Origin of the sequence: Burkholderia pyrrocinia (genome assembly GCF_022809715.1) — a bacterium.
Taxonomy (GTDB): domain Bacteria; phylum Pseudomonadota; class Gammaproteobacteria; order Burkholderiales; family Burkholderiaceae; genus Burkholderia; species Burkholderia pyrrocinia_C.
In genome coordinates, this window is the sequence record NZ_CP094459.1 from 3557123 (window position 1) to 3571855 (window position 14733).

The following is a 14733-nucleotide window of genomic DNA, read 5'->3' on the forward strand; positions in this document are numbered from 1 at the left end:
CAGGTGAAATGGTGAATCGCAGATTCCGACATTCCCGGATGAGGGCAGCCCGACGCCTCGCCCATTCGGCATTGCTTGCGGGGGCGGCAATACCATGGCCGTCGGCCGCGCAGGTGACCAACGGCGGGCCGCAACAGGCTGACGGCGTCGCGCTTGAAATCGCACCGGGCGAATATTCGACGACACAACCGGGCAAGGCCGTGCTTTCCGCCGTCAATGGCGGCACGCTGGTGACGACCGACAAGACGCGCGTGTTCTCCACCGCCTATTTCGCGGCGGGCGCGGCCGCGCTAGGCGCCGGCTCGAGCGTCACGCTGAACGATACTGAAATCCGCACCCGCGGCACCTCCAGTGCCGGCATCGACATCCGATACGGCGGCAGCGCGAGCGCGGAACGCATCTCGATCGATACCGACGGCGATTATTCGCACGGTGCGTCCGTCTACAGCGCCGACAGCCGGCTCCGCATCGCCGACAGCGTCATCGTCACGCGGGGCAAGGAGGCGTATGGCATCCTGGCGAACTACGTGCCGGGCGGCGTCATCGACGTCGCCGACACGCTGATTCGCACCAGCGGCCTGTATGCCCATGGCGTGGCCATCAGCTACGACGGCGTCCGTGCGACGCTGAATCGCACGGGTATCCGGACCGATGGCGACTATGCGTCGGCGCTGTACCTGCCGAACGCGTCCGCGGTCTCATTCGCCGACAGCCGCCTCGAAACCGCTGGCGATTACGCGCTCGGCGTGGACACCCGCGAAGGGCGCGTCGAACTCGCGCGCACGCAAGTCGTCACGCACGGCCGCAGCGCACACGGGCTGTATGCGTCGATGGAATATACCGACACCCCGACCATCGACGCGATCGATACGCAGGTGACAACCACCGGCGCCCGTTCAGTCGGCGCACTGGCCCGGCTCGGCGGCCGGGTCACGATGACACGCGGCGGCATCGTGACGACCGGCGAGCGCGCGCGCGGTGCGATGTCCGCCGGCACGGGGTCGGTTGCGTCGCTCGTCGACGCAACCGTCGAGACGCACGGCAACGAGGCCGCAGCGCTCCATGCAAGCGCCGGCGGCAGCATCGACCTGCTGCGCACCGATGCCCGCGCGACCGGCGACGCCGCGCCTGCCGCGAGCGTCCACGGCGGCAGGCTGACGGCCGACGGCGGCTCGCTCTTCAGCGAACGGCATGCGGCCATCGACGCGTCCGACGCCGAGGTCACGCTGCAGAACGGCGCCCGCGCCGCCAGCGGCACCGGCACGCTGCTGTCGGTCCGGGCCCAGTCGGGCGCGCCCGTGCGCCTGACGCTCGGCACCGGCGCGCAAGCGGCGGGCGACATCGTGAACCAGCCGACCGACGACGGCAGCCCGACCTCCGCCGTGACCGACGTCGCGCTGTCCGGCGCGTCTACATGGCGCGGCGCAACGGACGCCGTCCGCACGCTGTCGCTCGATACCGACAGCCGCTGGATCGTCACCGCCGATTCGTCGGTCGGATCCGTCGCGCTGAACGACTCGACGATCGCATTCGCCGCGCCGGACGCCGGCACGCCGCCCGCGCCGCGCACGCTCGTCGTCAACGGCGACTACGCGGCCCGCAACGGCAAGCTGGTCATCCATACCGCGCTGCGCGACGACGCGTCGCCCACCGACCGGCTCGTGATCGACGGCGGCCACGCGTCCGGCCATACCGGGGTCGTCGTGAAGCGCACGAGCGGCGAAGGCGCGCAGACGACGGTCGGCATCCCGATCGTCGAAACCCGCAACGGCGGCACCACCGATGCCGCGGCCTTCGCGCTCGACGCGGCATCGGACGGCTACCGGCAGGGCTTCGGCACGCTGTCCGCCGGCGGCTACGACTACATGCTCAAGCGCGGCGGGAACGGCGGTCGGCCGGACGACTGGCATCTGGTCTCCGCCGCGAAACCCGAACCGCCTTCGCCACCCGGCCTCGTCGACCCCGATCCGCCGGTCCAGCCGGAAATCGAGCCGCCGCCGCAGCGCGCCGCCGCACCGGAGCCCGACGCGTATCTGGCGAACGCCGATGCGGCGGCCACGATGGCGATCCATACGTTGCACCAGCGCGAAGACAGCTCGCTGCGCGCGACGGAGGCGGCACCGCGCGCGCTCGACGGCGCCGTCTGGCTGCGCGCCGAGGGGCAGTTCATGTCGATGTCGGGCGGTGCGCGCAGCGTATCGGGCAACGGCCGCCTGATTCATGCGGGCGCCGACCTGTTCCGGTTCGACGACGGCCGCGGCGGCAGCGTACGCATCGGCGCGATGGGCCTGTACGGCAGCCAGACGAACTGGTCGACGCGGCCGCTGTGGAACCCGATCGAACAGCGCATGACGAACGCCACCGCGCGCGGCAGCGTATCGGGCTACAACGCGGGGCTGTACGGCACCTGGTACGGCAACCGCGACATCCTGTCGGGCCCGTACGTCGATGCGTGGGTCATGTATGGCGCGTATGCGAACCACGTCGGCGGCAGCCTCGCCGGCGATTCCTATCGCTCGCGCACCGTCACGGGTTCGCTCGAGGCCGGCCATTCGTTCCTGTTCCACCGCAGCGGCGACACGCGCTTCTTCGTCGAACCCGAAGCGCAGCTCGTCGTGACGGACTACCGCGCGGCCGCGCACGCCGCGCCGGGCGGCCGGCTCGACACGCAGCGCTCGACCGACGTGCTGACCCGCGTCGGCGTGCGCGTGCACGGCGTGACGGCAATGTCGTCCGGCCGCGAGCTTCGGCCGTTCATCGAAGCGAACTGGTGGCACGGCCCGGGGTCGCGCTCGCTGGCGCTCGACGGCAACGCATTCTCGTTCAGCGTCCCGCGCGATCGCGTGGCACTCCGGATCGGCGCCACCGGACAGATCGCCAGGCGCTTCGCCGTCTCGGCCAGCATCGGCGTGGAAGGCAACCTGTCCGACTACTCGGTGGTCAAGGGGCAACTCGCGGCGAAATACCGCTGGTGACACAGCCACCGGCAGCGGGCCGGGGAAATTCGCGCGATCCGGATTTCCGCTATACTTTGCCGACCTGCCGCCCCCTCGGCGGCAGGTCGGAAGCGCGCCGATTTGCTGACTCGATTGCGGGCGCGCGAACCGGCCGGAGCCTTGATTTTGTCTTTGCCCCGGCGGTTCACTACAAATGCGGCTAAAGAGGTCGTCAGCCGCGCATCTCCGACTCCGCGCATCGCCGACACCATTTAGCCGCCCAGTCATAAGGCGGAACGAATGGAATCGATCGGCATCGTCGCTCCACAGACCATGCACTTCGCCGAACCGCTGCGCTTGCAAAGCGGCAGCACGATCGGCAACTATCAACTCGTCGTCGAGACGTACGGCGAACTCAACGCCGCGCGCTCGAACGCGGTGCTCGTCTGCCACGCGCTCAACGCGTCGCATCACGTCGCCGGCGTCTATGCAGACGATCCGCGCAGCACCGGCTGGTGGGACAACATGGTCGGCCCCGGCAAGCCGCTCGACACCAACCGCTTCTTCGTGATCGGCGTGAACAACCTCGGCTCGTGCTTCGGCTCGACCGGCCCGATGAGCACCGATCCGTCGACCGGCAAGCCGTACGGCGCGCGCTATCCGGTCGTCACCGTCGAGGACTGGGTGCACGCGCAGGCGCGCGTCGCCGATGCGTTCGGCATCGAACGCTTCGCCGCGGTGATGGGCGGCAGCCTCGGCGGGATGCAGGCGCTCGCATGGAGCCTGATGTATCCGGAGCGCGTCGCGCACTGCATCGACATCGCGTCGACGCCGAAGCTGTCCGCGCAGAACATCGCGTTCAACGAGGTCGCGCGCTCGGCGATCCTGTCCGATCCCGACTTCCACGGCGGCGACTACTACGCGCACGGCGTGAAGCCGAAGCGCGGCCTGCGCGTCGCGCGGATGATCGGCCACATCACGTATCTCTCCGACGACGACATGGCCGAGAAATTCGGCCGCGCGCTGCGCCGCGCCGACGGCGCGCTCGACGCGTACAACTTCAGCTTCGACGTCGAGTTCGAGGTCGAGTCGTACCTGCGCTACCAGGGCGACAAGTTCGCCGACTATTTCGACGCGAACACCTACCTGCTGATCACGCGCGCGCTCGACTACTTCGATCCGGCGAAGGCGTTCGACGGCAACCTGACGGCCGCGCTCGCGCGCACGCAGGCCAAATACCTGATCGCGAGCTTCTCGACCGACTGGCGTTTCGCGCCCGCGCGTTCGCGCGAGATCGTGAAGGCGCTGCTCGACAACAAGCGCACGGTCAGCTACGCGGAGATCGACGCGCCGCACGGTCACGACGCGTTCCTGCTCGACGACGCGCGCTATCACAACCTGATTCGCGCGTATTACGAACGAATCGCCAACGAGGTGGGCGCATGAACCAGCAAGCGCTGAATTCCCTGTCCGCGCGCGCGGACTTCCGCACGATCGCACGCTGGGTCGAGCCGCGCTCGACCGTGCTCGACCTCGGCTGCGGCGACGGCTCGCTGCTCGCGCTGCTGATGGAGGAGCTGGACGTCACCGGCTACGGCATCGAGCTGAACGACGCGGGCGTGCTCGCGAGCGCGAAGAACGGCATCAACGTGATCCAGCAGAATCTCGAGGACGGCCTGCGCCTGTTCGAGGACCACAGCTTCGACATCGCGATCCTGTCGCAAACCCTGCAGACGATCCACCAGACGGCCGCGATCCTGCGCGAGACGGCGCGCGTCGGCCGCGAGTGCATCGTGTCGTTCCCGAACTTCGGCTACTGGCCGCACCGGCTGTCGGTGCTGCACGGCCGGATGCCCGTGTCGAAATCGCTGCCGTACCAGTGGCACAACACGCCGAACGTGCGCGTGCTGACGATCAAGGATTTCGAGGCGCTCGCGCCCGAAGTCGGCGTCACGATCCTCGACCGCGTCGTGCTGCACGAAGGCCAGCCGATTCGATGGGGAGCGAACTGGCGTGGTAGTCTTGCTGTCTACCGCGTCAAGCGCAGCTGAGCCGGGGGGCCGTTGACGGACGCCGGGCCCGGCCCGCGCTGCTCCCGCCACCGCGCGCTGCCGCCGCAATCAGTCAACGCTACCCAGTTCCAGTCCATGTCGAAAACGCCACACGAGGCGCCCGCACTCACCGCTCACGAGGATCACCCCGGCTGGCGAGCCTATCTGAACACGCACATGCTGATCTGCGTGTTCCTGGGCTTCACGTCGGGCCTGCCCCTGTTCACGCTCGTCTACCTCGTGCAGGCATGGCTGCGCTCCGAGGGCGTGAACCTGAAGGAAATCGGCCTGTTCGCGCTGATCCAGTTCCCGTATACGTGGAAGTTCCTGTGGGCGCCGCTGATGGACCGCTACCTGCCGCGCCTGCCCGGCTGGCAGCCGGGCCGCCGGCGCGGCTGGATGCTGCTCACGCAGGTGCTGGTCGCAGGCGCGATCGCCACGCTCGGCTTCGTGTCGCCGCGCGACTCGATCTGGACGGTCGCCGCGCTCACTACGCTCGTCGCGTTCTTCGGCGCGAGTTCCGACATCGTGATCGACGCGTACCGCCGCGAACTGCTGCGCGACACCGAGCAGGGCCTCGGCAACGCGGTGCACGTGAACGCGTATAAGCTCGCCGCGCTGATCCCCGGCTCGCTGGCGCTGATCCTGTCCGATCACATGCCGTGGGACGTCGTGTTCGCGATCACCGGCGCGTTCATGCTGCCTGGCATCCTGATGACGCTCGTCGTGCGCGAGCCCGAAGTGGTCGGCGCACCGCCGCGCAACCTGCGCGACGCGATCGTGCTGCCGTTCCGCGAATTCATCCAGCGCGACGGCTGGACCGGCGCGCTGCTCGTCATCGCGTTCATCTTCCTGTTCAAGATCGGCGACACGATGGCCACCACGCTGTCGACGTCGTTCTTCCTCGACATCGGCTTCACGCGCACCGAGATCGGCATCGTCGCGAAAACCACCGCGCTCGTCGCGAGCGTCGCCGGCGGCATCATCGGCGGCGTCTGGCTCGTGAAGATCGGCATCGGCCGCGGGCTGTGGATCTTCGGCGCGCTGCAGATGGTGTCGACGCTCGGCTTCGCGTGGCTCGCGCAGCTCGGCCCCGGTTCGCCCGTGCTCGCGGTGCTCTACGACTTCACCGTTTCGACGAGCCATGCGATCGCATCGGCGCTGTCGGTGTTCGGCATTGCCGTCGCGCCGCAATTCAGCCCGATGACGGTCGCGCTCGCGATCGTCTACGGCGTCGAAACCTTCACGACGGGCCTGACGATGGCCGCGTTCGTCGCGTATATCGCCAGCACGACCGACCCGCGCTACACGGCCACGCAGTTCGCGCTGTTCACGAGCCTCGCATCGGTGCCGCGCACGCTCGCATCGGCCGCGAGCGGCTTCATCGTCGCGAAGATCGGCTGGTTCGACTACTTCATCGTGTGCACCGCGCTCGCGATTCCCGGCATGCTGCTGCTGTTCAGGATCGCGCCGTGGAACGGTGCCGCCCGCAACGGCGAGGCCAGCCGTGCTCAGTAAGCGCCTGCACCGCGTCGCGCGCGTTGCGGCTTCGCTGAGCGTCGGTGCCGCGGCACTCGCCGCGGGGTTCGCGCACGCAGCCGACACCGGCGCGGCCGCGGCAGGCTCCGCGCCGGCCGCTGCGCAGGCAACGCCATCCACGCCGGCAACTTCGGCCGCGCCCGTCGCGCCGTCCGCCGCCGAAGCCGCGCAGCCGACCGGCGGCGCCGTGTCGACGAAGGCGTATACGCCGACGCCGCAGCAGGTCCGCTACGGCAACGAGATCGCGTTCCGCACGCTGCTTCCGTCACCGCTGCTCGAGCAGCTCACCGGGAACGAATACGCGCAGATCGTGCAGGCGGCCGCCGACAGCAACCGCCTGCTGCCCGCGACCCAGCCGCGCGTGAAGCGCCTGCGCGCGATCGTCGCGAAGCTCGCGCCGTATTCGGTGAAGTGGAACGATCGCGTGAAGAACTGGGCGTGGGACGTCAACGCGATCCGCTCGCGCGACATCCGCCTGACCTGCCTGCCGGGCGGCAAGGTGCTCGTGTACGGCGGCTTGCTCGACCGCATCCGCCTGAACGACGACGAGTTCGGCGTGCTGCTCGCGCACGGCATCGCGCACGCGCTGCGCGAACACGCGCGCAGCAACTTCAGCGCGACCTCGCAGACGTCGCTGCGCGCGGCTACGCTGCCGCCGCTGTTCGGCGTCGGCGATCCGCTGCCGCAGGCACTGAACCTCGGCGAGCGCCTGCAGGCGCTCCACTACGACCCGACCGACGAGACCGAAGCCGACGTGATCGGCGGCGACATCGCCGCCCGCGCGGGCTTCGATCCGCGCGCGGCGATCACGCTGTGGGACAAGCTCGCGGTCGCGACACGCGCGAACAAGGCGTCGGGCTTCATCTACACGCACCCGTACAGCACGGCCCGGCGCCAGGATCTGCTGAACCGCCTGCCGGACCTGATGCCGCTATACGCGAAGGCGATCGGCAAACGCGTCGACACGCTGCCCGACTACGCGGGCATCAGCGCGCAACGGCGCAAGGTCGCGCGGCGCTGAGCGGCGCGCGACGCCGATCGTTTATGCGCCGACGTCCGCCGCGGCCGGCTTGGCCGACGCCGCGCCCGCCGGACGGCTGCCGCTCTCGCGCATCCAGCGCACCTCGTCACCCGGGCTGCGGCCGAACAGCCGCTTGAACTCGCGGCTGAACTGCGACGCGCTCGCATAACCGACGCGCGCAGCGGCCGTGCCGGCGCCGACTCCGTCCTGCACCATCATCAGCCGCGCCTGATGCAGCCGCGCAGCTTTCACGTACTGCATCGGCGACGTCGCCGTCACGTGCTTGAACTGCGCGTGGAACACCGCGAGGCTCATTCCGGCCTCGCGCGCGAGCGTCTCGACGTCGAGGTCGGCCTTCAGGTCGACGTGGATGCGCCGCAGCGCCTTCGCGATGCGGCCGAAATGATGCTGCTGCACGAGCGCCGCGCGGATCGCGTCGCCCTGCGCGCCCGTCAGCACGCGATACGCGATCTCGCGCATGATCGCCGGCCCCAGCACGCGCGTGTCGTGCGGCGACGCAAGCGTTTCGAGCAGCCGCACCACCGCGTCGGCCAGCGGCGCGTCGAGCGGCGTCGAATAGACGCCGAGCGGCTCGCTGGCGGCCGCGCCGAGCGTCTCGTCGAGCAGGATCGCGAGTTCGGCGATCACCGCGAGATCGACGCGGATCGAGATCGCGAGAAACGGCTCCTCCATGCTCGCGAAGGTCTCGCATTCGAACGGCAGCGGCACCGACAGCACGAGATACTGCTGCGCGTCGTAGACGAACGAGCGGTCGCCGAGATAGCCGAGCTTGCGCCCCTGGCACACGACGATGATGCTCGGTTCGTACAGCACGGGCATGCGCGGCACGGGACGGCTCACGCGGATGAAGCGCACGCCGTCGAGCGCCGCGAGCGTGTCGCCCTCGTCTGGAGCCAGGCGCGTGTGCAGTTCGATCATGCGGCGCCGCACGCGCTCGCCCGTGTCGGCGAAAAGGGGCTGGAAGCTCATCGGCGTGGTCCTGTCCGGCAAGAGAATCTGGCTCGAAATGTAGCACCTTGAATGTGTTTTGACGGCCGTTCGCGTGCAATTCGAGAGGAATAGGCAAATCTTCCAGACCTTCGTGTATTTCGCCGCGGCGCCGTGCTCCTTACGATGACGTCCTGCCTCGCCGCATCGCCACATGGTGCGACGGCAGTCTGTTTCGCCGGATGTCTTTCCCGGACAAGGAGCCCCCTGCATGAGCACCACCTACGCTTACGCGGCGACCGATTCGCAATCGCCGCTCGCCCCGTTCGAATTCCAGCGTCGCGCGCTGCGCGATCTCGACGTCCAGATCGACGTCCTCTACTGCGGCGTCTGCCACTCGGACCTGCACCAGGCCCGCAACGAATGGCGCAACACGATCTATCCGGTCGTGCCGGGCCATGAAATCGTCGGCCGCGTGACCGCGACCGGCCCGCAGGTATCGCGCTTCAAGGTCGGCGAGCTGGTCGGCGTCGGCTGCCTCGTCGATTCGTGCCGCACCTGCGCGAGCTGCGCCGAGGGCCTCGAGCAGTATTGCGAGAACGGCTTCGTCGGCACCTACAACGGCCAGGATCGCGTGACGGGCGACGTCACGTACGGCGGCTATTCGACGCAGCTCGTCGTCGACGAGGCGTTCGTGCTGCGCGTGCCGGAGACGCTCGACCCGGCCGGCGCCGCGCCGCTGCTGTGCGCGGGGATCACGACCTACTCGCCGCTGCGGCAGTGGAACGTCGGCCCCGGCAAGAAGGTCGGCATCGTCGGCCTCGGCGGGCTCGGCCACATGGGCGTGAAGCTGGCGCGTGCGATGGGCGCGCACGTCGTGCTGTTCACGACGTCGCCGTCGAAGATCGACGACGGCAAGCGCGTCGGCGCGCACGAAGTCGTGATCTCGAAGGACGAAGCGCAGATGAACGCGCACCTGAACAGCTTCGACTTCATCCTGAATACGGTCGCCGCGCAGCACGACCTGAACCCGTTCCTGAACCTGCTGAAGCGCGACGGCACGATGACGCTGGTCGGCGCGCCGGAGCACGACCATCCGTCGCCGCAGGTGTTCAACCTGATCTTCAAGCGCCGCCGCCTCGCGGGCTCGCTGATCGGCGGGATCGCGGAAACGCAGGAAATGCTCGACTTCTGCGCGCAGCACGGGATCACGTCGGATATCGAAACGATTCCGATGCAGCAGATCAACACGGCCTACGAGCGGATGCTGAAGAGCGACGTGAAGTATCGGTTCGTGATCGACATGGCGTCGATCAAGCAGTGAGCGTCGCCGGGCGGCATGCACGATCGCCGCACCGGAGCAGAAACGAAACGGGCCGCATGTTCGACATGCGGCCCGTTTTGCATCCGGCGGCCGGATGGTTCGACCGCTACGCGCGCTGCGTAGCGCCGGCGGTTACTTCTTGTAGTCGTAGTCCACCGTCAGCGGCGCATGATCGCTGAACTTGATGTCCTTGAAGATCGACGTGCTCTTCGCGGTGCCGGCCACGCCCGGCGTCGCGATCTGGTAGTCGATCCGCCACCCGACGTTCTTCGCGTACGCCTGGCCGCGGTTGCTCCACCACGTGTACTGCTCGGGGCGCTGGTCGAGCGTGCGGAACACGTCGACATAACCGACGTCGTCGAACAGCTTCGTGAGCCACTCGCGCTCTTCCGGCAGGCAGCCCGAGTTCTTCTGGTTGCTCTTCCAGTTCTTGATGTCGATTTCCTTATGGACGATGTTCACGTCGCCGCACAGGATCACTTCGCGCTTCTTCTTGAGCTGCGCGAGGTGCGGCATGAATTCGTCCATGAAGCGGTACTTCGCCTGCTGGCGCTCTTCGCCGCTCGAGCCGGACGGCACGTACACCGACACGACCGACAGCTTGCCGTAGCGCGCCTCGACGTAGCGCCCCTCGGAATCGAATTCGCTGCTGCCGAAGCCGATGATCACGTCGTCGGGCTCGTGGCGGCTGTACACGCCCGCGCCGCTGTAGCCCTTCTTCTCGGCGTGGTGGAAATAACTCCTGAAGCCGTGCGGCTCGACGAATTCGGCCGGCAGGTCGTCGGCCGATACCTTGATTTCCTGCACGCACACGCAATCGGCGTTCTGCTCGCCGAGCCAGTCGAAGAAGCCCTTCTTCGCGGCGGAGCGGATGCCGTTCAGGTTGGCGGTAATCACTCGCATCATGTCGGGTTCCGTTCAGTTCGATGTTTTACAGGGTGGCAGCTTAACGGATCTTCACGCCTTCGAGCTCGGGCTTCGGCGGCGGGAATTCCAGCTTCATGTCGGTCATCGTGCGCAGCAGCAGCTCGGCGATCATCACGTTGCGGTGCGTCTTCGAGTCCGCCGGGATCACGTACCACGGCGCATGCTCGGCCGACGTCGCGGCGAGCGCGTCGCGGTACGCTGACTGGTACGCGTCCCAGTGCTTGCGCGCGTCGAGATCGGAGATGTCGAACTTCCAGTGCTTGGTCGGATCGTCGATGCGCGCCTGCAGCCGCGCACGCTGCTCGTCCTTCGAGATGTGCAGGAAGCACTTGACGATCGTCGTGCCGTTCTCGACCAGCATCGTCTCGAAATCGCGGATCTGCCGGTAGCGGCGCTCGCATTCCTTGCTGTCGATCGTATCGAGCACGCGCGGCACCAGCACGTCTTCATAGTGGCTGCGATTGAAGATCGCGAGCTCGCCCGCGGCCGGCACCTGCGCGTGTACGCGCCACAGGAAATCGTGCACGGCTTCGATCGGCGTCGGCGCCTTGAACGACACGACGCGCAGGCCGAGCGGATCGACCTCGCGGAACACCGCGCGCACGGTGCCGTCCTTGCCGCTGGTATCCATCCCCTGCAGCACGAGCAGCACGCGCTTCTTCTGCTGCGTGTGCAGGCGCTCCTGCTGCGTGTCGAGTTCGATCGACACGGCCGACAGCCGTTCGCGGTCGGCATCCTTCGAACCGGACGAGAACGGCTTCGCGGCCGGGTCGAACGCATCGAGCTTGAATGCGGCGGCTTCCTTCTCGCGCGTGCTGTACGGCACGCGGAAATCGTCGAGCGACGGTTGTTTCGCCATGCGTTCCTCCGTTGGGCGGTGTGGTGCATACGATAACGCACCCACCAAACGCGACGGGCCGCCCGGAACAAGTTCGGGGCGGCCCGTCGTCAAGCGCGGTTCAGGCGCGCAATCATGTTCAGCCGAGCTTTTTCTTCAGCAGTTCGTTGACCTGCTGCGGATTGGCCTTGCCCTTCGTCGCCTTCATCGCCTGGCCGATCAGCGCGTTGAACGCCTTTTCCTTGCCCGCGCGGAATTCCTCGACCGACTTCGCATTCGCTGCGAGCACCTCGTCGATGATCGCTTCCAGCGCGCCGGTGTCGGAGATCTGCTTCAGCCCCTTCGCGTCGATGATGCGGTCGGCCGCGCCTTCGTCGTCCGCCTTCTCGTCCCAGATCGTCGAGAAGATTTCCTTCGCGATCTTGTTCGAGATCGTGCCGTCGGCGATACGCTGCAGCACGAGTGCAAGCTGGGCCGCCGACACCGGAATCGCGTCGATCTCGATGCCGTCGCGGTTCAGCTGCGACGACACGTCGCCCATCAACCAGTTCGCGGCGATCTTCGCGTTCGCGGCGCCGGCCTTCGCGACCACGGCCTCGAAATACGCGGCCATCGCCTTGCTCGACGTCAGCACGCCCGCGTCGTACGCGGACACGCCGTACTGCTCGACGAAGCGCTGCTGCATCGCGGCCGGCAGCTCGGGCATCCCGGACTGCACGCGCTCGATCCAGTCCTGGCCGATCACGAGCGGCATCAGGTCGGGGTCGGGGAAGTAGCGGTAGTCGTGCGCGTCTTCCTTGCTGCGCATCGAACGCGTCTCGCGCTTGTCCGGATCGTAGAGGCGCGTTTCCTGCACGACTTCGCCGCCGTCCTCGATCAGCTCGATCTGGCGACGCACTTCGTAGTTGATCGCTTCCTCGAGGAACCGGAACGAGTTCAGGTTCTTGATTTCCGCGCGCGTGCCGAACTTCTCCTGGCCGACCGGTCGCACCGACACGTTCGCATCGCAGCGGAACGAGCCTTCCTGCATGTTGCCGTCGCAGATGCCGAGCCACACGACGAGGCCGTGCAGCGCCTTCGCATAGGCCACGGCTTCGGCCGCGCTGCGCATTTCCGGCTCGGTGACGATCTCGAGCAGCGGCGTGCCCGCGCGGTTCAGGTCGATCCCCGTCATCCCGGCGAAGTCTTCATGCAGCGACTTGCCCGCATCTTCCTCGAGGTGCGCGCGGGTCAGGTTGACCGTCTTCTCGTACGCTTCCTTGCCGGCCTTTTCGTTGGCGGGCACCTGGATCGTGATCTGGCCGCCCTGCACGACCGGAATCTCGTACTGGCTGATCTGATAGCCCTTCGGCAGATCGGGGTAGAAATAATTCTTGCGCGCGAAGATGCTGCGCGGCGCGATGGTCGAGCCGATCGCGAGGCCGAAGCGGATCGCGCGTTCGACCGCGCCGCGGTTCAGCACCGGCAGCACGCCCGGCAGCGCCAGGTCGACCGGGCATGCCTGCGTGTTCGGCTCGGCGCCGAACTGCGTCGGCGCGCCCGAGAAAATCTTCGAGACGGTCGACAGTTGCGCGTGCGTCTCGAGGCCGATAACGACTTCCCATTGGGTCATGCTTGCACTCCTGCCGGAACTTGCTTGTGCCAGTCGGTCGCGCGCTGGAACGCGTCGGCAACCTGCAGCATCCGGGCTTCGTTGAAATAGTTGCCGATGATCTGCAGGCCGACCGGGCGCTTCGCATTCGCGCCCGCGCCGAAGCCGCACGGCACGCTCATGCCGGGCAGGCCGGCGAGGCTCACCGACAGCGTATAGATATCCGCGAGATACATCTGCACCGGATCGTCGCCCTTCGCGCCGAGATCCCATGCGACCGTCGGCGATGCCGGGCCCATGATCACGTCGCAGGACTTGAACGCTTCCTGGAAATCCTGCGCGATGATGCGGCGGATCTTCTGCGCCTGCAGGTAGTACGCGTCGTAGTAGCCGTGCGACAGCACGTACGCGCCGACCAGAATCCGGCGCTTCACCTCGGGGCCGAAGCCTTCGGCGCGCGACTTCTTGTACATGTCGAGCAGGTCGCCGTACTGCGCGGCGCGATGGCCGAAGCGCACGCCGTCGAAACGCGACAGGTTCGACGACGCCTCGGCCGGCGCGATCACGTAGTACACGGGGATCGACAGTTCCGTCTTCGGCAGCGACACCGGCACGAGCGTCGCGCCGAGCGCTTCGTAAGCTTTAAGCGCCGCGTCGATCGTCGCGCGCACGTCGTCGGCGAGGCCGTCGCCGAAATACTCGTTCGGCAAGCCGATGCGCAGGCCCGCGAGCGGCTTGCCCGCATCGTTGCCGGCCGCCCACGGCTGGCCGAGGTGGCGCGTGAAATCCTCGTCGTCGCGCTCGAGGCTCGTCGAGTCGCGCTCGTCGAAGCCGGCCATCGCATTGAGCAGCAGCGCGCAGTCGGACGCGCTCTGCGCCATCGGGCCGCCCTGGTCGAGCGACGACGCGAACGCGATCATCCCGTAGCGCGACACGCGGCCGTAGGTCGGCTTGATGCCCGTCACGCCCGCGAACGACGCGGGCTGGCGGATCGAGCCGCCGGTGTCGGTGCCGGTCGCGGCCGGCGCGAGGCGCGCGGCGACGGCGGCCGAGCTGCCGCCCGAGCTGCCGCCCGGCACCGCGTTGGTGTCCCACGGGTTCTTCACCGCGCCGAACGCGGAGTTCTCGTTCGACGAGCCCATCGCGAACTCGTCCATGTTGGTCTTGCCGAGCGTGACCATGCCGGCCGCCTGCAGGCGGGCGACGACGGTCGCGTCGAACGGGCTCTCGTAGTTCGCGAGCATCTTCGAGCCGGCGGTCGAGCGCCAGCCGCGCGTGACGAAGACATCCTTGTGCGCGATCGGCAGGCCGGTCAGCGCGCCGCCCGCGCCGCGCGCGAGCTCAGCGTCGGCGGCTTTCGCCTGCGCGAGGGTCAGATCGGCGTCGACGTGGACGAACGCGTTCAGGTCGCGCGCGGCGTCGATCCGTTTCAGGTAGAGCTGCGCGAGCTCGACGGCCGAGCATTCCTTGGCGGCGAGCGCGGCGCGCAGTTCGGTCAGGCTTTTTGCGTGCATTGAGTGGTTTTCCTGGGAATTCTGGGTGGCGCGCGGCGCTGGCC

Annotated in this window: 11 protein-coding genes; 6 read left to right on the plus strand and 5 right to left on the minus strand. The window is 67.9% G+C overall.

Annotated features, from left to right (window positions below):
• The first annotated feature begins 38 nt into the window (after positions 1-38).
• From MRS60_RS16495 to MRS60_RS16515, 5 genes are all read left to right on the plus strand, one after another.
• Positions 39-2975 (plus strand): autotransporter outer membrane beta-barrel domain-containing protein, encoded by a 2937-nt coding sequence (locus MRS60_RS16495; protein ID WP_243565004.1) that lies wholly within the window; start codon positions 39-41, stop codon positions 2973-2975.
• A 261-nt stretch (positions 2976-3236) separates the two neighbouring features.
• The gene (gene metX, locus MRS60_RS16500) at positions 3237-4382 is read left to right on the plus strand and encodes a homoserine O-succinyltransferase MetX (protein ID WP_034179336.1); all 1146 of its coding nucleotides are present in this window, start codon (positions 3237-3239) and stop codon (positions 4380-4382) included.
• Positions 4379-4987 (plus strand): methionine biosynthesis protein MetW, encoded by a 609-nt coding sequence (gene metW, locus MRS60_RS16505; protein WP_034179337.1) that lies wholly within the window; start codon positions 4379-4381, stop codon positions 4985-4987. The genes metX and metW overlap by 4 nt, the downstream gene beginning before the upstream one ends.
• 96 nt (positions 4988-5083) lie before the next feature.
• On the plus strand, positions 5084-6505 hold the full coding sequence (locus MRS60_RS16510; protein ID WP_105389508.1) for an AmpG family muropeptide MFS transporter: 1422 nt from the start codon (positions 5084-5086) through the stop codon (positions 6503-6505).
• Positions 6495-7547 (plus strand): M48 family metallopeptidase, encoded by a 1053-nt coding sequence (locus MRS60_RS16515; RefSeq protein ID WP_243565005.1) that lies wholly within the window; start codon positions 6495-6497, stop codon positions 7545-7547. The genes MRS60_RS16510 and MRS60_RS16515 overlap by 11 nt, the downstream gene beginning before the upstream one ends.
• Positions 7548-7568: 21 nt before the next feature.
• Here the strand turns inward: MRS60_RS16515 and MRS60_RS16520 are convergent, their stop codons facing one another.
• Positions 7569-8537: an AraC family transcriptional regulator gene (locus MRS60_RS16520; protein ID WP_243565006.1), complete on the minus strand. Its 969-nt coding sequence runs from the start codon at positions 8535-8537 to the stop codon at positions 7569-7571.
• Between the two features lie 229 nt (positions 8538-8766).
• Between MRS60_RS16520 and MRS60_RS16525 the strand changes: the two genes are divergently transcribed.
• Positions 8767-9819 (plus strand): NAD(P)-dependent alcohol dehydrogenase, encoded by a 1053-nt coding sequence (locus MRS60_RS16525; RefSeq protein ID WP_105389505.1) that lies wholly within the window; start codon positions 8767-8769, stop codon positions 9817-9819.
• Positions 9820-9951: 132 nt separating this feature from the next.
• On the opposite strand, the gene MRS60_RS16530 is transcribed toward MRS60_RS16525, so the two are convergent.
• The 4 genes from MRS60_RS16530 to gatA form a co-directional block, all read right to left on the minus strand.
• Positions 9952-10725 carry an exodeoxyribonuclease III gene (locus MRS60_RS16530; protein WP_034179341.1) on the minus strand — a complete coding sequence of 258 codons (774 nt, stop codon included), beginning with the start codon at positions 10723-10725 and terminating at the stop codon, positions 9952-9954.
• Positions 10726-10765: 40 nt separating this feature from the next.
• Positions 10766-11605, minus strand: coding sequence for a polyphosphate kinase 2 family protein (locus MRS60_RS16535; RefSeq protein ID WP_034179342.1), 840 nt, complete (start codon positions 11603-11605; stop codon positions 10766-10768).
• 118 nt (positions 11606-11723) lie between these two features.
• Positions 11724-13196, minus strand: a complete 1473-nt coding sequence (gene gatB, locus MRS60_RS16540) for an Asp-tRNA(Asn)/Glu-tRNA(Gln) amidotransferase subunit GatB (protein ID WP_034179343.1) — start codon at positions 13194-13196, stop codon at positions 11724-11726.
• Positions 13193-14689, minus strand: a complete 1497-nt coding sequence (gene gatA / locus MRS60_RS16545) for an Asp-tRNA(Asn)/Glu-tRNA(Gln) amidotransferase subunit GatA (RefSeq protein ID WP_034179344.1) — start codon at positions 14687-14689, stop codon at positions 13193-13195. Before gatA ends, gatB begins: the two co-directional genes overlap by 4 nt.
• Positions 14690-14733: the final 44 nt, after the last annotated feature.